This window comes from Albidovulum sp., assembly GCF_008933605.1.
In the GTDB taxonomy this organism is placed as follows: domain Bacteria; phylum Pseudomonadota; class Alphaproteobacteria; order Rhodobacterales; family Rhodobacteraceae; genus Albidovulum.
This window is the reverse complement of sequence record NZ_WBUS01000027.1, coordinates 1-17,035: the sequence shown is the minus strand read 5'-3', so window position 1 is coordinate 17,035 and position 17,035 is coordinate 1. Positions and strand designations below refer to the sequence as shown.

Here is a 17,035-nt window from a genome sequence, read left to right as displayed (position 1 = left end):
GGGCATGGGCTCACGTCACAGATGGACGGGGGCCATACAGGAAAAGGGGGCGGTTGGGAAGCGGGGATGTAGCGGGCGGTGGGCCATCTGTTAGACTTGAACAACGGCTGGAAATCCGGTGCGGTTGATTGGGTGTAGTCGGAAGGGTGATACCCGGGAGTGACGAATGAGGGATGCAATCACTCTGCAAATACTGCTCGTGGTGATACTCGTTGCGACCTTCACGGGATTGAGCGGAGATCCGGTGGCGGCCAATCCGTTGAACAATTGGACCATCTCTTGCGGTGCCGATCCCGGCGCCATTTCCAGAAGCGGCGGGGTGTGGACCTTCAGGACGAGCCGGAACCGCTGCAAGGGCGGAACATTCGCGCAGCGCGCCGAGGTGAATACAGACAGTATCTCGCCATCCGCGAAGGGAGCGTATCTTTTCGAAACGAACGTCACCATGACAAGCGGCTCAATCCAGCAGTTCACGATCTTTCAGGTGCACGATGGGCGTTTCGGCTGCGCGCCGCCGTTCAGTATCGATGTCACGCCGAACGGCAGGCTCTTGTTGAAAAGTGACATCAAGACGGGAGAGGGCGAGAACTGTATTCGCGGCGCCCTGAACGAAAAGCTCTCGCGCGGCACGGTTCGGCGCGACGGAACGGAGCAGAAGTTGACCGTTCTGGTCGATTTTGATGGCAAGGGCGGATTCGCGGTTCAGGTCTGGATCGACGGCGTTGCCCAGATTTCTGGCCGCTACGATCCGTTGAAGCAGCCCGACGCATTCAAGTCGAAGAAATTCTACCTCAAGCACGGCGTCTATTCGCAGCGAATGTTCGAATACGTAATGACGTCTCGTGGGATGAAGGTGAGCCGGGTCAAGCTGTCCAACTGAGAATGCGTAAACCAAAACGCCCGCGCCTTGCGGCACGGGCGTTCCGATCCGTCGGTGAGACCGAACTCAGCGGCGCAGGCCGAGGCGCTCGATGAGCTTGGCGTAGCGGCCTTCGTCCGAGCGCTTGAGGTAGTCGAGCAGCTTGCGGCGCTGGGCGACGAGCTTCAGGAGGCCCCGGCGCGAATGGTTGTCCTTCGCGTGGCTCTTGAAATGCTCGGTCAGCGTGGCGATGCGCGAGGACAGGATGGCGACCTGGACCTCGGGCGAACCGGTGTCACCGGCCTTGGTCGCAAATTCCTTCATCACGCGGGCTTTTTCTTCGGCGGTGATCGACATCGGGGTCTCCTTTCGCAAGAGGGTCATGGCGCAAGCCGGGATGTCGTCCAGCAGGGCCCCTGGAGGTTTCCGCAAGTGCGGATGCGGGCCTATAGAAGGAATCGTGGCCGAAGGGAAGTCCTTTCCGGAGTCAGCCTGCCCGCACCTCGTTCTCGGCCACCAGCTCGATCTGGTCCGCCGTCAGATCCGGATTGCCGAGAACCCGCGCGATGAGGACCCCGTCAATCAGCACCCGGACGGCATCGCCGGGCGCCGGATCGGGTTCCACCGTGACCTCGGGGGCGGGGTGGATGACGGGATCGTAGAGGATCACCAGCTGATCCTCGGCCGGCGTGTAGTCCTCGATGGTCGCGGGCCCGGTCCCGGTTGCCAGCCAGTCGTGCAGAAGGAAGCTGTCGGCCCCGGTTCCGCCATTGGCCCAGTCGCCTTGCCCGACGGTGATCGTGTCGTTTCCGGCGCCGCCGTTCAGGAAGTCGCGCAGGTCCATGTCCGTGCCGTCCCACTGTGGTTCCGCGCCATCCAGCACGTCATGCCCGTCGCCGCCCATCAGCGTATCCTGCCCGAGCCCGCCGAGAAGCGTGTCGTCGCCGAGCCCCCCCTCGAGCGCGTCATTGCCCGCGCCGCCGAGCAGCGCATCGGCTCCGCCGCCGCCGACGAGGCTGTCATCGCCGTCGTCGCCCGACAGCGTGTCGTCGCCGTCCCATCCGGCAAGCATGTCGTCGCCTGCCCCGCCAAGGAGCGTGTCGGCCCCCGCGGCGCCCGTCAGCGTGTCGTTGCCGGCGTCGCCTCCGATCACGTCGTCGCCCGCCCCGCCGTGCACCGCGTCGGCGCCCTCGCCGCCAAGGAGCGTATCGTCGCCTGCGTAGCCGCCGATCTGATCGTCGCCGCCGAGGCCGGCGATGGCGTCGGCGCCCTCGCCTCCGGCGAGGATGTCGCCCCCGTCGCTTCCGCCGATCACCTCGGCCAGCGGGTTCCCGTCGAGGGACGGTTCGCTTGCCTGCGTTTCGCTGCCGCCGCCGCCCTCCGCTTCGCCCTCGTCCTCGTCAGGCTTCACGCCCCCGGTGAAATCGACGGCCAGACCCACCATGAGGAGGCCCATCAGGCCAGCCAGCATCAACATGACGCACCCCGCAATTTGACGCCGGCCTCCCACAGCCGGCGCACCCCGACCCGGATTGGAGGGCAGATGCGTTAATTCGGCGCCAATGCCGGCGCCGACCCGGAGACTTTTCGACAGTTTGCGGCGTCATTCCCGCCAGGGCTGCGGAGCCACGGCATAAGCAACGTAGAGCGGATGGCGTGGCTGGCCGTCGCGGGTAAGCCCGAGATGGCAGACCGCGACATCTGCGGTCCGAAGCCTCGCCGCCACCGCCGGCCCCCGCCCCAGAAGGGCGCCATGCGCGCCCCAGCCGCACAGGACCGCGGACGCCCCGGCCACCGCCTCCATCAGGGCCGCGTCGTTCTCCGGTCCCACGGGATCGGCCGCGTGCCTGAGGTCGGCGGGCCGGGTGGCGCGCCAGGCAAAGAGGTTCGCCACCGCGAAGCCGCCGTAGCCCAGCGCCCGCGCCCGCCGGTCGCAACGCGCCACCGTCGGATCGTTCTCCGCCTCGGTCGCCGTCGAGGGATTGAGAAGGATGTAGAGAAGCGTGCCACCCTCTCCCCAGGCGCGCTCCAGCAGATAGCGATAGGCCCCGCAGGGGGACCAGCGCGCCCACGAACGGAGCCCCCGTGCCTGGTGATGACGCTCGATCATCGGAAGGGACAGGGCGCGGCAAAGGTAACCCCCTTCCCCGTCTCGGGATGGGAAAACCTCAGGCTCTCGGCGTGGAGCATCATCCGCGGAAAATCGCGCGCCGTGCCTTCGGCGTAGAGCGGGTCGCCGAGGATCGGATGGCCAAGCTCGGCCATGTGGACACGGAGCTGGTGACTGCGTCCGGTCAGCGGGAACAGGCGCACGCGCGTGGTCCCGTCCGGATCATGGCCGAGCACCTTCCAGTCGGTTTGCGCCGGCTTGCCGTTCACCCTGTCCACATGCTGGCGCGGCCGGTTCGGCCAGTCGACGATCAGCGGCAGGTCGACCCGCCCCTCCTTCGGCATCAGGTGCCCCCAGAGCCGGGCGCGATAGGATTTCTTCGTCTTGCGGTCCTCGAACTGCGCCGACAGGACGCGCTGCGCGTGACGGGTGAGCGCGAAGACGATCACGCCCGAGGTGTCGCGGTCCAGCCGGTGGACCAGAAGCGCCTCGGGGTGCAGCTTCTGGAGCCGGGAGATCAGGCAATCGGCCAGATGCTCGCCCTTGCCCGGCACGGTCAGGAGGCCGGCGGGCTTGTCGAGGACGATGATCGCGTGATCGGCGTGGATCACGCTGAGCGGCGCGTCGGGCGGGGCATAGCTGGCATCGGTCATGGGCGCTGCCCTAGCACGCGGCGGGCGCCCTGTAGAGACCTCTCCGCGCGCAGTCGGTCCAGCGTCACGTCGAGGATCATCATGAGGACGTGCCCCGCCTTCGCCCGGTCCTGCGGCAGGTTCCCGCAGGATCTCGTGGCAGATGATGCGGATCGTGGCATCGGCCGCGAAGGTCGGATCCTAGGGCAAGCGGCCCGGGTCTGCCGGGACCGCGGCCGCGGCGGACGAGTGCAGGTCGGAATGCGCATTGCCAGGGCAACGCCAAATTGGTAAGGTGGAATGACCAATCCGGGGATCAATCGAGGGGGTGCCATGCCCGTCATCACCTGCATCGACGACCTGAAGCGCCGCTACCGCCGGCGCGTCCCGCGGATGTTCTACGACTACGCGGAATCAGGAAGCTGGACCGAACAGACCTTCCGCGAGAACGTCACGGACTTCGCCGAGATCCGCCTGCGGCAGAAGATCGCCGTCGACATGACCGGTCGCTCCACCGCGACGGAGATGATCGGACAGCCGGTTGCCATGCCCGTCGCGCTTGCCCCCGTGGGGCTGACGGGAATGCAGAACGCGGATGGAGAGATCAAGGCAGCCCGCGCGGCCGAGGCGTTCGGCGTGCCCTTCACCCTGTCCACCATGTCGATCTGCTCGATCGAGGACGTGGCGGCGCACACGTCGAAGCCCTTCTGGTTCCAGATCTACACGCTGAACGACGACACCTTCAACCGGGCGATCATCGGCCGGGCGAAGGCGGCTGGCTGCTCGGCGCTCGTCATCACGGTGGACCTGCAGGTCCTCGGGCAGCGCCACAAGGACCTGAAGAACGGCCTCTCGGCCCCGCCGAAACTCACGATCCCGACGATGTTGAACCTGGCCACGAAATGGGCCTGGGGCATCGAGATGCTGCAGACGAAGCGGCGCTTCTTCGGCAACATCGTCGGCCATGTCGAGGGCGTCTCGGACCCCTCCTCGCTCTCGGCCTGGACGGCGGAGAAGTTCGACCCGGCGCTGAACTGGGACAAGATCCGCAAGCTGATGGACATGTGGGGCGGCAAGGTGATCCTGAAGGGGATCCTCGACGTCGAGGATGCCGAGAAGGCGGCGGCCATCGGCGCCGACGCCATCGTCGTGTCGAACCATGGCGGGCGGCAGCTCGACGGCGCGCTCTCGTCGATCCGGATGCTGCCTGCGATCGCGGCGGCGGTCGGCGGCAGGACGGAAGTCTGGATGGATGGCGGTATCCGGTCCGGGCAGGACGTGCTGAAGGCGCTCGCGCTCGGCGCGAAGGGCGTGATGATCGGCCGCGCCTTCGTCTACGGGCTCGGTGCGATGGGCGAGGCGGGGGTGATGAAGGCGCTTCAGGTCATCCACAAGGAGCTCGACGTCTCCATGGCGCTCTGCGGCGAGACGAAGGCAGGCTCGCTCGGGCGTCATAACGTGCTGCTGCCCGCGGACTTCCTTGACCGCTACCGCTGAAGCCGGACCCGGCGCCGAAAAGCCCGGACGCGCAGAATCCGCTTCCCTTCGCGCCCGATCCATCCTATAGGCCCGCCTTCATGGGCATGCACCCTTGGAGGATGCCCTTAAACACCATGGAGAGACCAATGGCTGGTGAGATCCCCGATCTTATCGCCGAGGTACGGACGGGGACAGGCAAGGGGGCCGCCCGTCAAGCCCGTCGCGAAGGCTACGTACCCGGCATCGTCTACGGCGACGGCAAGGAGCCGCAGCCGATCAACATCCACTACCACGCGCTGCTGAAGCGGCTGAAGGCCGGCCGCTTCCTGTCCACGCTCTTCAACCTGAAGGTCGAAGGCCAGGACGACGTGCGCGTGATCTGCCGCAGCGTCCAGCGCGACGTCGTGAAGGACCTCCCCACGCACATCGACCTGATGCGCCTGCACCGCGCGAGCCGCATCAACCTCTTCATCCACGTCACCTTCGAGAACCACGAGAAGGCGCCGGGGCTGAAGAAGGGCGGCACGCTGACAATCGTGCGCCCCGAGGTGGAACTGGAAGTGACCGCGGGCGACATTCCCGATCACATCACCGTGGACCTCACGGGGCGCGAGATCGGCGATGTCATCCACATCAACGATGTCGAGCTGCCGAAGGGCGCCGTGCCGACGATCAAGCGGAACTTCGTCATTGCCAACATCGCGGCCCCGTCGGGCCTGCGTTCGGCCGAGGAAGAGAGCGAGAGCACCGGGGAATAATCCCCGTCACGCCTTGCGCCCGACCGGCGGGGCCTTCGGGCCCCGCTTTTCGTTTCCGGGCGGCGCGGACGCTTGCCCACGACCCCGGCCGCATCTACCTTTCCCCTGCCAGCGCGAGGTGAGCCATGCGACTTTTCGTGGGCCTCGGGAACCCCGGGGCCAGATACGCGATGAACCGGCACAACGTCGGTTTCATGGCGGTGGACCGCATCGCCGCCGACCATGGCTTTGCGCCCTGGCGCGCCAAGTTCCAGGGCGAGGTCAGCGAAGGCCGGCTCGGCACCGAGCGGGTGGTGCTGCTGAAACCGATGACCTTCATGAACCTGTCCGGCCAGTCGGTGGGCGAGGCCATGCGCTTCTTCAGGCTGGAGCCCGCCGACATCACCGTGTTCCACGACGAACTGGACCTCTCGCCGGGCAAGTGCCGGGTGAAGGAGGGCGGCGGCCACGCCGGTCACAACGGGCTCCGCTCGCTCCACCAGCACATCGGAGATGCCTACGTGCGCGTCCGCATCGGCATCGGCCACCCCGGCCACAAGGACCGCGTCTCGGCCTATGTGCTTTCGGACTTCGCCAAGGCCGATCAGGACTGGCTCGACGACGTCCTGCAAGGCATTTCCGACGGGGCGCCTGCGCTTGCCGAGGGCGCCGCGGCGCGGTTCATGAACGCAGTCGCACTGCGCACCGCGCCACCGCGTTCGTCCGCGCCGGCGCAAGACGGAGGCAACCCGGTGCCGCGCCCGGGGCAACCGGAACCGGGCACCGCCGAAGCTTCGGCGCCTTCGCCGCTTCAACGCCTTCTCGACCGCTTTCGGTGAGCGCCGAGGGACGCGTCGATTGACTGCGCCGGGGGTTTGGGAAGCATGATTGCAGACGAAAGGGAGCGCCGATGACTGGCCATACGACCGGCAGAACCCTCATCTGGCCGGTCTTCATGCCGCTTGCCGCCGCCGCGGTGCTGATCGTCAAGCATTTCGACCACATCCAGACGTCGAACCTTCCGGGGCTGATGATCTGCGCCGTGGCACTGGGTGGGGCAGTGTTCGCGGCCGTTCATCACGCCGAGCTGCTTGCCCTCCGGCTCGGGGAGCCCTTCGGCTCCATCCTTCTGGCCGTGGCGGTGACGATCATCGAGGTTGCGCTGATCGTCTCGATCCTCAGCACCGACACGCCGGGAAGCACCATGATCGCGCGCGACACGGTCTACGCGACGCTGATGATCGTCCTGAACGGGGTCGTCGGCCTCTGCCTGATCACCGGCGGCTGGCGTCACCGCGAGCAGGTTTTCCGGATCGAGGGTGCCGCGGCGGCGCTCGCGGTGCTGGGCACGCTGGCAACCCTCGCCCTGATCCTTCCGAACTTCACGCGTGCAGTGCGCGGCCCGTTCTACGCCCCCGTTCAACTCGGCGTCATCGGCGTGGCGTCGCTTGCGCTCTACGTGGTCTTCGTCTTCGTGCAGACGGTGCGGCACCGGGATTATTTCGTTGGCACGGCGCCGGTCTCGCACGCGGCCCAAAGGCCCTCGGGCACCGTCGCGTTCCTGTCGCTCGCGCTTCTCCTCCTGTCGCTCACCGCCGTCATCCTCCTCGCCAAGGCGATCTCCAAGCCGATCGAGACGCTGATCCTGTCGGCGGGCCTGCCGCAGAGCTTCCTTGGCGTCGTGATCGCGGCGCTGGTGCTTCTGCCCGAAGGCATCGCCTCGGTGCGCGCGGCCCTGGCCAACCAGCTTCAGAACAGCATGAACCTGGCGCTGGGCTCGGCAATCGCCAGCATCGGCCTGACGATTCCCATCGTCTCCATCGCGTCGCTCCTGCGCGACGACCCGCTGGTTCTTGGCATTTCGCCGGAAGACATGATCCTTCTGCTCCTGACCCTGTTCGTCGGCGGGCTCACGCTCGGCACCGGGCGCACGACCGTGCTGCAAGGGGCCGTCCATCTGGTAATCTTCTGCATCTTCCTGCTTCTGTCAGCCGTCCCGTGAGGAAGGGACAAGCCATCCGAGGTGCCACAAGCATGACCGATCCGTCCAGATACGACGCTGTCAATGTCCTCGGCGGCCCGCTCGAACCCTGTTCCACGGCGCCGCTTACGGGGTTTTTCCGCGACGGGCACTGCAACACCTGCGCCGAGGACCGCGGCAGCCACACGGTTTGCGCCGTGATGACCGCCGAATTCCTCGCCTATTCGAAATACGTCGGCAACGACCTCTCCACCCCGCGGCCCGAACTCCGGTTTCCCGGGGTCAGGCCCGGCGAGAACTGGTGCCTCTGTGCCGGACGGTTCCTGCAAGCGCACGAGGAAGGCTGTGCGCCGAACGTGCGGCTGGCCGCGACGCACCTTAGCGCGCTCGACGTCGTACCGATCGAAGTTCTGAGGCTCTACGCGGTGGAGTGACCTATCCGGTCGCCCGAAGCACCGCCTCCTCCGGCTCGGGCGGCGGGGCCGGGACCGGCGCGGGCAGCATCTCGTCATCCATCAGGTCCTCGATGAAGAGGCTCAGGAGTTGCGGACGCCCGCTGACGCCCGACTTGCGATAGATCGCGTTCGTCTGCGCCTTCACCGTGCCCTCGGCGGTACCGCGCAGGACGGCGATTTCCTGGGTCGACAGACCCTTTATCGCAAAAAGCGCAACGTCCCTTTCGGCCGAGGTCAGGCCCCAGTCGCGGAACCGCGTCTGCATCAGCTCCATGAAGGCGCCGGACACCTGTCGCAACTGTTCCTCGGCCCGCTTCTGGCGTTTCAGCATGCGACCGAGGACGATCACGCTGAGGAGCGCGCCAAAGACGAGGCCGAGAACGGCACCGATCTCCAGGAGTTCGCGGATCTCCCAGTCGATCGGCCGATGCTGGATGCCAAGGAGCGTCAGCAGTGTTCCACCGACGAGAACGGCGGCGCAGAGCACCTGGAGAAAAAGCAGGAGGAACACGGCGATCCGGTCACGCATGGCGACCTCCCGGCCCGCAGCTTCGCGGGCCGTGGCAGCGGAGGCGCCTATTCGCCGACACCGGACGTCTCTTTCGTTTTCGACCGCCGGTCCCGGCGCGGGTCCCGCGTTGGCTCCTCGGAGGGTTCCTCCGACGGCTCCTTGCTGGGTTCCTTCGACGGCTCCTTGGTGGGCTCCTTCGTCGGCTCGTCGGTGCCGCCACCCGTGCCGGCGTCACCGTCCGTGCCCGTTCCACCGTCCGGACCGGTTCCACCATCGGTCCCGGTGCCGTCGCCGGTCCCGGAGCTTGCCGAGCCCGAGCCGCCGCCCTCGCGCGATGCCACGCGGGTGTCGATGCCGTCGCTGATGTAGTCGCGCAGGATGTCGCCCGAGGTCGGATCGAAAACGACCTCTCGCTGCAACTTGCCTTTCGCCGCAAGGACCCGGACCCGTCCGAGCAGGGTGCGTTTCCGGCTCACGATGCGGAAGCCTTCACGCCGCAGCCGGGCGGTCACGTCGCTTTCGACATTCCGCGCCGCGGCCGGGAAGGCCGATGTCACGGCTGCGGCCGCGACAGAGAGGAGAAGTCCGCGTCTTGTCATGCCCACAACACACCGTCCCCACGTGGCGATATTTGGGCTAACCCGAAGCGTTCACAAGGATAATTGCGGCATTCGGGAGCCGCGGTTTCCCGCGTGTCAACGATCGTTCCAGGAGTCGAAGATCGCTTCCGAAAGAAGGGTAATCCCGTCCGCGTCATAGAACCGCTCGACACCGATTCCGCCCCGGTCGATCTTCTCCATCACGCGGGCGCCCGTGCAGTTGAAGACCCGGCGCACGTAGCCCGACTCGCCGCGCGCCTCGATCGCCAGAACGTTCGCGTTCCAGCGGACGTCGATGTCGGCGAACCCTTCCGACGTCATCCTTCGCAACTGGTCGCGGACCACGCCCGAGAGGTTCGCGGGCGGAAGCATGATCGCAAGGCGCTGTTGCGGTGCCGAAGCGAGATCCTTGTGGTGCATCATTTCTGTTCCCCTGTGTGCAGGTTGTCACCGTCGCCAGCGCCCCGGACGTACCCCCTCGGCACGGACCGCCGCATGGGGGAAGAGGAACAGTAATCGCCGACCGGCGCCATAAACCGCCGAGACAGGGGCATAAACCCTGGTTTATGGCAGAAAAGATCGGCGCGCGGCAGTGACCAATGACTTCTGAGCCCCCGTGTTGGCGCCGATCGGGCGACGATCCGGCAATCCGGTGACGGGATCGGGGCAGCCGTGAACCGTATCGCCCGCCGAAAGCGGTCGACGGGCGCAGGCCCTGCGACCGCTGCGAATCGGCCGCGGGGCCAGACGATCAGGTGCGGATCTCGACCCCGAGGTGCTTGGCCACCGTGAAGATGTCCTTGTCGCCCCGGCCGCACATGTTCATCACGACGATGTGGTCCCTCGGCAGGTCGGGTGCGATCTTCATGACATGGGCGAGCGCATGGCTCGGCTCCAGCGCCGGGATGATCCCCTCCATGGCGCAGGAAAGCTTGAACGCCTCCAGCGCCTCCTTGTCCGTGATCGACACATATTGCGCGCGCCCGGTCTCGTGCAGCCAGGAATGCTCCGGGCCGATGCCGGGATAGTCGAGCCCGGCCGAGATCGAGAAACCTTCGAGGATCTGGCCGTCCGCGTCCTGCAACAGATAGGTCCGGTTGCCATGCAGCACGCCCGGCCGCCCGCCGGTGAGACTGGCGCAGTGCTCCATGCGCTCGTCCACGCCCTTGCCACCGGCTTCGACGCCGATGATGCGGACGGACGGGTCGTCGAGGAAGGGGAAGAAGAGACCCATCGCGTTCGACCCACCGCCGATGGCGGCAATGACGGTATCGGGAAGGCGGCCCTCGCCCTCCTGTTCCGCCAGTTGCCAGCGCACCTCCTTGCCGATGATCGACTGGAAGTCGCGGACCATCGCCGGATAGGGATGGGGGCCCGCCACCGTGCCGATGCAGTAGAAGGTGTCACGGACGTTCGTGACCCAGTCCCTGAGCGCGTCGTTCATCGCGTCCTTGAGCGTGCCGCGGCCGGAGGTCACGGGATGGACCTCGGCGCCCAGCAGGCGCATGCGGAAGACGTTGGGCGCCTGCCGCTCCACGTCGTGCGCCCCCATGTAGACGACGCACTTCAGCCCGAACTTGGCACAGACCGTGGCCGTAGCCACCCCGTGCTGGCCCGCGCCGGTCTCCGCGATGATCCGGGTCTTGCCCATGCGGCGGGCGAGGATGATCTGGCCCAGCACGTTGTTGATCTTGTGCGCGCCGGTATGGTTCAGCTCGTCGCGCTTCATGTAGATCTTCGCGCCGCCGAGGTGCCTGGTCAGCCGCTCCGCGTAGTAGAGCGGTGAGGGCCGGCCGACGTAGTGCTTCCAGAGCCAGTCCATCTCGGCCCAGAACGACGGATCGGTCTTGGCCTTCTCGTACTCGGCCTCGAGATCGAGGATGAGCGGCATCAGCGTCTCTGACACGAAGCGCCCACCGAAGTCGCCGAACCGGCCGCGCTCGTCGGGACCGGTCATGAAGGAATTGATGCGGTCTTCGGGCATTCTCGCGCCTCCTCTCAGGACAGGTCGCGTTTAAAGCCAATGTGTGATGGCGTAAAGCCGAGGCCTTCATAGAACTTCCGCGCACGCTCACGCCCGGCGTTGGAGGTAAGCTGGACCAGACGGCAGCCCGCCGCCCGCGCGCGCGTCTCGGCGTCGGCCATCATCGCCGCGCCGATCCCGCGGCCCCTCAGGTCCGCCGCCACGCGCACCGATTCCACCTGCGCCCTGCGGCTGGCGCGAAGCGACAGGCCCGAGATGACGGTGAGCTGGTAGGTCGCGACGATCCGCCCCGCCTCCTCGCCCACGATCAGGGTATTTCCGGCCTCGGCCTGCATGGCATCGAACGCGGCGAGATAGGGCGCAAGGTCGCTCCCCTCGCGGGCGGCGCCAAGCGCGTCGTCGGCCAGAAGCGCCACGACGTCCTGCACATCCTCGCGCCGTGCCTCGCGGAAGCGGATCATGCCGCGCCCCGGGCGGCGGCAATGAAGGCGCGGATGAGCGCTTCGTCCTTCACGCCGGGTGCGCTTTCGACGCCGGAGGAGACATCGACCTGCCGCGCCCCCGTAAGGCGGATCGCCGTGGCGACATTCTCGGGCGTGAGCCCGCCGGCGAGGATCCAGGGGCAAGGCCAGTATTTCCGCGCCACCAGCCGCCAGTCGAAGGCAAGCCCGTTGCCGCCCGGCAGCGCCGCGCCCTTCGGCGGCTTGGCGTCGATGAGAAGCTGGTCCGCGACCTTCCCGTAGGTCCGGATCGCCGCCAGATCGGCCTCGTCGGCGACGCCCACGGCCTTCATCACCGGCAGGCCGTAGCGGGTGCGCACCTCGGCCACGCGGTCGGGGCCTTCGGCGCCGTGGAGTTGCAGCATGTCGATCGCCACCGCGCCGGCTATGGCATCAAGCTCGGCGTCAGTCGCGTTCACGGTAAGGGCCACCTTGGCCACGCCCGGCGGCACCTCGGCGGCCAGCGCCGTGGCGGCGGGGATGGCGAGGTGGCGGGGGGATTTCGGGAAGAAGACGAAGCCCACGTAGGCCGCCCCCGCCGCGACCGCGGCCGCGACATGGGCGGGCTCCTTCAGGCCGCAGATCTTGACGCGAACAGACATCGAAGATTCCCCCCGGGACCGGAACGTCAGCGGCCGGTGCCGCGGCCCTCGAGGATCGCCAGAACCTCGTCCTCGGGCTCGGGGCGCGCATCCTTCAGGCGCTTCACCTCGCGCTCCAGCCGCCCCGCCTCGCGCCGGTGCTCTGTTGCGGCGGCGCGGTGCTTCGCCTCGCGGAACCATTCCCAGACGAAGCCGATGCCCAGCCCCGCGACGATCCCGGCGAAGATCGCGAGGAAGAGCGGCACCTCGATCGACCAGCTGACACCGAGGAAGGCGTCCATTTCGGCCGGCAGAAGCCGCAGCGTCACGACCTCGAGATTGGCCGAGGCCACGGCCACGAGGACGATGGCAAGGACGGCGAGAAAGACGAAGCGGAGGAAACGGAGCATGAGCGAGGATTATCCCCCGTTCAGGCGGTCCCGCAAGAGCTTTCCGGTCTTGAAGAAGGGCACGTGCTTCTCCTCGACCGAGACGGATTCGCCGGTGCGCGGATTGCGGCCGGTGCGGGCGTCGCGCTTCTTCACGGAAAACGCGCCGAAGCCCCTGAGTTCGACCCGGTCGCCACGCGCCAGCGCCTCGATGATCTCTTCGAAGATCGTGTTCACGATCCGCTCGACGTCGCGCTGGTAAAGGTGCGGATTCTCGTCGGCGATCTTCTGAATGAGTTCGGACCGGATCATTCGGAGCCCCCCTGTGCGTGCCGTCCCCGGATGGCGGCCGCGTTGTTGTGCGCCGACTATAGGCGCATTCGGCGCGGCCTCAAACAGGAAAGCCATTGGAAAGGCGGGGAATTCTGCGTGAGATGGGCGCTTCGACCGGCGCTTTGCGCAGCAAGCGGGATACTGCAATGCAGCATCCGCAGGGGCTGTGGCTGCCGATCGCGGCCCGCGTCCGGCAGGCCAACGGCGATTCGGCAAAGTGAAACGGCCCCGCGCGAGGCGGGGCCGTTCAAGACCGCGGGTCGCGGTCTCAGCTCTTCGAGCCCTTCAGCGCGGCGCCGAGGATGTCGCCGAGCGATGCGCCCGAGTCGGACGAACCGTACTGTTCCACGGCCTCCTTCTCCTCGGCGATCTCGCGCGCCTTTATCGACAGGCCGAGCTTGCGGGTCTTCGGATCGATGTTGGTCACGCGGACGTCCACGTGGTCGCCCACCTGGAAGCGCTCCGGCCGCTGGTCGGCGCGGTCGCGGGCGAGATCCGAACGGCGGATGAACGACTTTGCGCCGCTGTACTCCACCTCGATGCCGCCATCCTCGATCGCGGTCACGGTCACGGTGATGACCGAGCCGCGCTTCACGCCATCAACCGCATCCGAGAAGGTGTCGGCATCGAGCGCCTTGATGGAGAGCGAGATGCGCTCCTTCTCGATGTCCACCTCGGTGACCGCGGCCTTGACGACGTCGCCCTTGCGGTAGTTCTGGATCGCCTCTTCGCCGCGCTGGTCCCAGCTGAGGTCGGAGAGGTGCACCATCCCGTCGATGTCGTTGTCGAGGCCGACGAACAGACCGAATTCGGTGATGTTCTTGACCTCTCCCTCGATGACGGTGCCGACCGGGTGGGTCTCCGCGAAGACTTCCCACGGGTTGCGCATCGTCTGCTTCAGGCCGAGCGACACGCGCCGCTTGGACTGGTCGATCTCCAGCACCATGACGTCGACTTCCTGGCTCGTGGAGACGATCTTGCCGGGATGGACGTTCTTCTTGGTCCAGGACATTTCCGAGACGTGGACGAGACCCTCGACCCCCGGCTCCAGCTCCACGAAGGCGCCGTAGTCGGTGATGTTGGTGACGCGGCCCTTGTGGACCGAGCCGAGCGGGAACTTCGCCTCGACCGAATCCCACGGATCGGACAGAAGCTGCTTCATGCCGAGCGAGATCCGGTGGGTTTCCTTGTTGATCTTGATCACCTGGACCTTCACGGTCTCGCCGATGTTCAGGATCTCCGAGGGGTGGTTCACGCGGCGCCACGCCATGTCGGTGACGTGCAGCAGGCCGTCAACGCCGCCGAGGTCAACGAAGGCACCGTATTCGGTGATGTTCTTCACCACGCCGTCCACCACCTGGCCTTCCGAGAGGTTGCCGATGACCTCGGCGCGCTGCTCGGCGCGGGATTCCTCGAGGATCGCGCGGCGCGAGACGACGATGTTGCCCCGGCGGCGGTCCATCTTGAGGATCTGGAACGGCTGCTTGAGACCCATGAGCGGGCCGGCGTCGCGCACCGGCCGGACATCGACCTGGCTGCCGGGCAGAAACGCCACCGCACCGCCCAGGTCGACGGTGAAGCCGCCCTTGACGCGGCCGAAGATGGCGCCATCGACGCGCTCTTCCTTGGCGTAAGCCTGCTCGAGACGGTCCCAGGCCTCTTCCCGGCGGGCCTTCTCGCGGCTCAGCACCGCTTCGCCGCGCACGTTCTCGACGCGGTCGAGATAGACCTCGACCTCATCGCCGATCGCGATGTCGGGCTGTTCGCCGGGGTTCGCGAATTCCTTCAGATCGACGCGGCCTTCCATCTTGTAGCCGACGTCGATGATGGCCTGGCCCGCCTCGATGGCGATGACCTTGCCCTTGACGACAGACCCTTCGTCGGGCGTGTCGATCTCGAAGCTTTCTTTCAGGAGGGCTTCGAATTCCTCCATCGTGGCTTTAGCGCACATGCGTGTTCAGTTTCCTTTGCATCGTGTTTCACTGGCCATGCGGTTGGCTCCGCCGGTCTTTGGTTGCATGTCCCTCCGGCGCACCGGCCATCGGAGAAAGACAAAGGGCCGGAGCTTCAAGCCCGACCCTGCTCCATCCGTTTTTCTATGGCTTCGATCGCCTTATGGACGGCTGCGTCTATAGAGAGTTCCGTCGTATCTAGCAAGACCGCATCCTCGGCCGGTCTCAGCGGCGCGGCCGCCCGTTCCGCATCGCGCTTGTCCCTCGCGATCACGTCGGCCAGCACCCTGGCCTCGTCGCCGCCGACCTCCAGCCAGCGCCGGCGCGCGCGGACCTCGGGGCTCGCGGTGACGAAGAGCTTCACCTCCGCCTCCGGGCAGATCACTGTGCCAATGTCGCGGCCGTCCAGCACCGCGCCACCCTCTCGCCGGGCGAAGCGGCGTTGGAACTCGACGAGCGCCGCGCGCACTTCCGCAATCACCGCCACGCGGCTGGCGGCCTGTCCGGCCTCCAGCGTCCGCAGATCGTCGCGGGCAAGGTCGGCCGCCGTCAGCTGTCGCGCGGCCTCGACCGGATCGCCGCCCTTCGCGCCGACGGCGCGGTAGAGAAGTCCCGTATCGAGATGGGCAAGGCCGAAGCGCTCCGCGACGGCGCGCGAGATCGTCCCCTTTCCCGCCGCCGCCGGCCCGTCGATCGCCACCGTGAAGATCATCACCGCCCCCGTTTGCCGGGCCATAGCGCAGCCGCCCGCCCCGGTCAAACGGGTGGCCCGCAGGGGCCGCCGCCCGCGGCAGACGACAGCCATGAGAACCGGCGCTCGCTGCCGGTCCTCCTTCGGCGCCGCAGGCGCAGCGCGGTGGCGCTCACGCTCGCAGCGCCGCCTCCAGATAGTCCAGCGCCATGGCGAGGGTCGCAAGCCGAGGATAGTCCGCCTCGGGGATCGGCAGGCCGAATCGATCGTGGAGCGCGCTGACGAGGTTCAGGAAATCCATCGAGTCGAGGCCGAGATCGTCCTGGAACCGATCGGAGTCGCGGATCGCGCCGGGGTCGAGATCGGGAGCCACGGCGGTGATGTCGGCGATAAGGGCGATGCGGATCTCGTTGCGGGTCATGGGGTCAGTGGCTCCTGCAATAGTCGGTCGATCTCGGCCAGGAACATCGCGCCGCGGCGGCCGTCGCTCACGCGGTGGTCGGCGGCGAGGCTGACGGTCACGGCAAGCCGCGGCGCCACCCCGCCGTCCCGGATCATCGGCCGGACCCGGGGCGTGCCGAAGCCCACCAGCGCCACCTGCGGCGGGAAGATCACGCCGAAAAGCGCGTCCACGCCGTTCTCGCCAAGGCTCGAGACGGTGATCGTTCCCTGCGTGATCTCGCTCATCCTGAGACGCCCGGACCGTGCCCGCGCGACGAGGTCGCGCATCGCCGCCATGAGGGCATCGGCCTCCTTCGTGTGCGCGTCGAGGATCGCCGGGGCGATGAGACCGCCGCCCCGCAGGGAAACCGCGATCCCGCAATGCACCGCCTCCGAGGGTGCCGGGGCCGCCCCGGCCTCGCAGCGGCCATTCAGTTCGGGGACCTTGGCCAGCGCGCGCACGGCGGCGCGCACCAGAAGCGCGCCCATCAGAAGCCTCCGGTCGGGCGTACGGGCGACGTTCAGCGCGCCAAGGCCCTCCTGTGCGGTCTGAAGGTCGATCTCGTGGCTCAGGTAGTAGTGCGGGATCTCGCGCTTGGACCGCTTCATGGCGGCGGCGATGGCGCGGCGCATCTCCGCCATGTCGAGACCCGGCTTGGCCGCCTTCGGGACGGCAGGCGGCCCGGCGGGCCGGGAAGCGACATGCCGCTCGACATCGGCGAGGAGGACGGCGCCCCCCGGACCGGAACCGGCGACCTCGGCGAGCGCGACACCAGCGGCGGCCGCGCGGGACCTGGCCGC

Annotated in this window: 22 protein-coding genes; 6 read left to right on the top strand and 16 right to left on the bottom strand. The window is 67.3% G+C overall.

The genetic code is table 11. The annotated features are described in order from the left end of the window. Positions 1-166: 166 nt before the first annotated feature. On the top strand, positions 167-880 hold the full coding sequence (locus tag F9K34_RS05950; RefSeq protein WP_291335992.1) for a hypothetical protein: 714 nt from the start codon (positions 167-169) through the stop codon (positions 878-880). Between the two features lie 66 nt (positions 881-946). Here F9K34_RS05950 and rpsO read toward each other — a convergent pair whose 3' ends face one another. From rpsO to F9K34_RS05930, 4 genes are all read right to left on the bottom strand, one after another. Continuing rightward, positions 947-1,216: a 30S ribosomal protein S15 gene (gene rpsO, locus F9K34_RS05945; RefSeq protein ID WP_291335991.1), complete on the bottom strand. Its 270-nt coding sequence runs from the start codon at positions 1,214-1,216 to the stop codon at positions 947-949. 130 nt (positions 1,217-1,346) lie between these two features. Further along, positions 1,347-2,336 carry a calcium-binding protein gene (locus F9K34_RS05940; protein WP_291335990.1) on the bottom strand — a complete coding sequence of 330 codons (990 nt, stop codon included), beginning with the start codon at positions 2,334-2,336 and terminating at the stop codon, positions 1,347-1,349. 126 nt (positions 2,337-2,462) lie between these two features. Continuing rightward, positions 2,463-2,969, bottom strand: coding sequence for a DUF1643 domain-containing protein (locus F9K34_RS05935; protein ID WP_291335989.1), 507 nt, complete (start codon positions 2,967-2,969; stop codon positions 2,463-2,465). Further along, a complete protein-coding gene (locus F9K34_RS05930; RefSeq protein WP_291335988.1) occupies positions 2,966-3,622 on the bottom strand; it encodes an RluA family pseudouridine synthase in 657 nt (218 codons plus the stop codon). Before F9K34_RS05930 ends, F9K34_RS05935 begins: the two co-directional genes overlap by 4 nt. Before the next feature lie 312 nt (positions 3,623-3,934). Here F9K34_RS05930 and F9K34_RS05925 point away from each other — a divergent pair, with 312 nt between their 5' ends. The 5 genes from F9K34_RS05925 (at position 3,935) to F9K34_RS05905 (ending at position 8,232) form a co-directional block, all read left to right on the top strand. Beyond that, positions 3,935-5,098 (top strand): alpha-hydroxy acid oxidase, encoded by a 1,164-nt coding sequence (locus tag F9K34_RS05925; protein WP_291335987.1) that lies wholly within the window; start codon positions 3,935-3,937, stop codon positions 5,096-5,098. A 128-nt stretch (positions 5,099-5,226) separates the two neighbouring features. Beyond that, entirely contained in the window at positions 5,227-5,838 is a 612-nt protein-coding gene (locus tag F9K34_RS05920) for a 50S ribosomal protein L25/general stress protein Ctc (RefSeq protein ID WP_291335986.1), read from the top strand. 125 nt (positions 5,839-5,963) lie between these two features. Next, on the top strand, positions 5,964-6,656 hold the full coding sequence (gene pth, locus F9K34_RS05915) for an aminoacyl-tRNA hydrolase (RefSeq protein ID WP_291335985.1): 693 nt from the start codon (positions 5,964-5,966) through the stop codon (positions 6,654-6,656). A gap of 71 nt (positions 6,657-6,727) precedes the next feature. Beyond that, entirely contained in the window at positions 6,728-7,819 is a 1,092-nt protein-coding gene (locus F9K34_RS05910) for a calcium:proton antiporter (RefSeq protein ID WP_291335984.1), read from the top strand. A gap of 32 nt (positions 7,820-7,851) precedes the next feature. Next, positions 7,852-8,232 carry a DUF2237 family protein gene (locus tag F9K34_RS05905; RefSeq protein WP_291335983.1) on the top strand — a complete coding sequence of 127 codons (381 nt, stop codon included), beginning with the start codon at positions 7,852-7,854 and terminating at the stop codon, positions 8,230-8,232. A 1-nt stretch (position 8,233) separates the two neighbouring features. On the opposite strand, the gene F9K34_RS05900 is transcribed toward F9K34_RS05905, so the two are convergent. The 12 genes from F9K34_RS05900 to F9K34_RS05845 form a co-directional block, all read right to left on the bottom strand. Continuing rightward, entirely contained in the window at positions 8,234-8,782 is a 549-nt protein-coding gene (locus F9K34_RS05900; RefSeq protein WP_291335982.1) for a helix-turn-helix transcriptional regulator, read from the bottom strand. A 47-nt stretch (positions 8,783-8,829) separates the two neighbouring features. Then, complete coding sequence (locus F9K34_RS05895; protein WP_291335981.1) at positions 8,830-9,363, bottom strand: PT domain-containing protein; 534 nt, start codon at positions 9,361-9,363, stop codon at positions 8,830-8,832. A gap of 96 nt (positions 9,364-9,459) precedes the next feature. Beyond that, positions 9,460-9,786, bottom strand: a complete 327-nt coding sequence (locus tag F9K34_RS05890) for a hypothetical protein (RefSeq protein WP_291335980.1) — start codon at positions 9,784-9,786, stop codon at positions 9,460-9,462. 328 nt (positions 9,787-10,114) lie between these two features. Further along, entirely contained in the window at positions 10,115-11,347 is a 1,233-nt protein-coding gene (gene trpB, locus F9K34_RS05885) for a tryptophan synthase subunit beta (protein WP_291335979.1), read from the bottom strand. A gap of 14 nt (positions 11,348-11,361) precedes the next feature. Further along, positions 11,362-11,808 (bottom strand): GNAT family N-acetyltransferase, encoded by a 447-nt coding sequence (locus tag F9K34_RS05880; protein ID WP_291335978.1) that lies wholly within the window; start codon positions 11,806-11,808, stop codon positions 11,362-11,364. Continuing rightward, complete coding sequence (locus tag F9K34_RS05875; protein ID WP_291335977.1) at positions 11,805-12,449, bottom strand: phosphoribosylanthranilate isomerase; 645 nt, start codon at positions 12,447-12,449, stop codon at positions 11,805-11,807. Before F9K34_RS05875 ends, F9K34_RS05880 begins: the two co-directional genes overlap by 4 nt. A gap of 26 nt (positions 12,450-12,475) precedes the next feature. Then, a complete protein-coding gene (locus tag F9K34_RS05870; protein ID WP_291335976.1) occupies positions 12,476-12,838 on the bottom strand; it encodes a LapA family protein in 363 nt (120 codons plus the stop codon). A 9-nt stretch (positions 12,839-12,847) separates the two neighbouring features. After that, positions 12,848-13,129: an integration host factor subunit beta gene (gene ihfB / locus F9K34_RS05865; RefSeq protein ID WP_291335975.1), complete on the bottom strand. Its 282-nt coding sequence runs from the start codon at positions 13,127-13,129 to the stop codon at positions 12,848-12,850. Positions 13,130-13,418: 289 nt separating this feature from the next. Then, positions 13,419-15,101, bottom strand: coding sequence for a 30S ribosomal protein S1 (gene rpsA, locus F9K34_RS05860; protein ID WP_291335974.1), 1,683 nt, complete (start codon positions 15,099-15,101; stop codon positions 13,419-13,421). A 116-nt stretch (positions 15,102-15,217) separates the two neighbouring features. Continuing rightward, positions 15,218-15,814, bottom strand: a complete 597-nt coding sequence (locus tag F9K34_RS05855) for a (d)CMP kinase (RefSeq protein WP_291336005.1) — start codon at positions 15,812-15,814, stop codon at positions 15,218-15,220. A gap of 151 nt (positions 15,815-15,965) precedes the next feature. Beyond that, on the bottom strand, positions 15,966-16,214 hold the full coding sequence (locus tag F9K34_RS05850; RefSeq protein WP_291335973.1) for an acyl carrier protein: 249 nt from the start codon (positions 16,212-16,214) through the stop codon (positions 15,966-15,968). Then, positions 16,211-17,035, bottom strand: an 825-nt coding sequence (locus tag F9K34_RS05845) for a 2-oxo acid dehydrogenase subunit E2 (RefSeq protein WP_291335972.1), incomplete at its 5' end; no start/stop codon positions are given. The genes F9K34_RS05850 and F9K34_RS05845, both read right to left, overlap by 4 nt.

What these genes read in the sequence shown, in the direction of transcription:
- F9K34_RS05950 (WP_291335992.1), top strand. Translation starts at nt 167, where the DNA reads ATGAGGGATGCAATCACTCTGCAAATACTGCTCGTGGTGATACTCGTT.
- rpsO (WP_291335991.1), bottom strand. Translation starts at nt 1,216, where the DNA reads ATGTCGATCACCGCCGAAGAAAAAGCCCGCGTGATGAAGGAATTTGCG.
- F9K34_RS05940 (WP_291335990.1), bottom strand. Translation starts at nt 2,336, where the DNA reads ATGTTGATGCTGGCTGGCCTGATGGGCCTCCTCATGGTGGGTCTGGCC.
- F9K34_RS05935 (WP_291335989.1), bottom strand. Translation starts at nt 2,969, where the DNA reads ATGATCGAGCGTCATCACCAGGCACGGGGGCTCCGTTCGTGGGCGCGC.
- F9K34_RS05930 (WP_291335988.1), bottom strand. Translation starts at nt 3,622, where the DNA reads ATGACCGATGCCAGCTATGCCCCGCCCGACGCGCCGCTCAGCGTGATC.
- F9K34_RS05925 (WP_291335987.1), top strand. Translation starts at nt 3,935, where the DNA reads ATGCCCGTCATCACCTGCATCGACGACCTGAAGCGCCGCTACCGCCGG.
- F9K34_RS05920 (WP_291335986.1), top strand. Translation starts at nt 5,227, where the DNA reads ATGGCTGGTGAGATCCCCGATCTTATCGCCGAGGTACGGACGGGGACA.
- pth (WP_291335985.1), top strand. Translation starts at nt 5,964, where the DNA reads ATGCGACTTTTCGTGGGCCTCGGGAACCCCGGGGCCAGATACGCGATG.
- F9K34_RS05910 (WP_291335984.1), top strand. Translation starts at nt 6,728, where the DNA reads ATGACTGGCCATACGACCGGCAGAACCCTCATCTGGCCGGTCTTCATG.
- F9K34_RS05905 (WP_291335983.1), top strand. Translation starts at nt 7,852, where the DNA reads ATGACCGATCCGTCCAGATACGACGCTGTCAATGTCCTCGGCGGCCCG.
- F9K34_RS05900 (WP_291335982.1), bottom strand. Translation starts at nt 8,782, where the DNA reads ATGCGTGACCGGATCGCCGTGTTCCTCCTGCTTTTTCTCCAGGTGCTC.
- F9K34_RS05895 (WP_291335981.1), bottom strand. Translation starts at nt 9,363, where the DNA reads ATGACAAGACGCGGACTTCTCCTCTCTGTCGCGGCCGCAGCCGTGACA.
- F9K34_RS05890 (WP_291335980.1), bottom strand. Translation starts at nt 9,786, where the DNA reads ATGATGCACCACAAGGATCTCGCTTCGGCACCGCAACAGCGCCTTGCG.
- trpB (WP_291335979.1), bottom strand. Translation starts at nt 11,347, where the DNA reads ATGCCCGAAGACCGCATCAATTCCTTCATGACCGGTCCCGACGAGCGC.
- F9K34_RS05880 (WP_291335978.1), bottom strand. Translation starts at nt 11,808, where the DNA reads ATGATCCGCTTCCGCGAGGCACGGCGCGAGGATGTGCAGGACGTCGTG.
- F9K34_RS05875 (WP_291335977.1), bottom strand. Translation starts at nt 12,449, where the DNA reads ATGTCTGTTCGCGTCAAGATCTGCGGCCTGAAGGAGCCCGCCCATGTC.
- F9K34_RS05870 (WP_291335976.1), bottom strand. Translation starts at nt 12,838, where the DNA reads ATGCTCCGTTTCCTCCGCTTCGTCTTTCTCGCCGTCCTTGCCATCGTC.
- ihfB (WP_291335975.1), bottom strand. Translation starts at nt 13,129, where the DNA reads ATGATCCGGTCCGAACTCATTCAGAAGATCGCCGACGAGAATCCGCAC.
- rpsA (WP_291335974.1), bottom strand. Translation starts at nt 15,101, where the DNA reads ATGTGCGCTAAAGCCACGATGGAGGAATTCGAAGCCCTCCTGAAAGAA.
- F9K34_RS05855 (WP_291336005.1), bottom strand. Translation starts at nt 15,814, where the DNA reads ATGATCTTCACGGTGGCGATCGACGGGCCGGCGGCGGCGGGAAAGGGG.
- F9K34_RS05850 (WP_291335973.1), bottom strand. Translation starts at nt 16,214, where the DNA reads ATGACCCGCAACGAGATCCGCATCGCCCTTATCGCCGACATCACCGCC.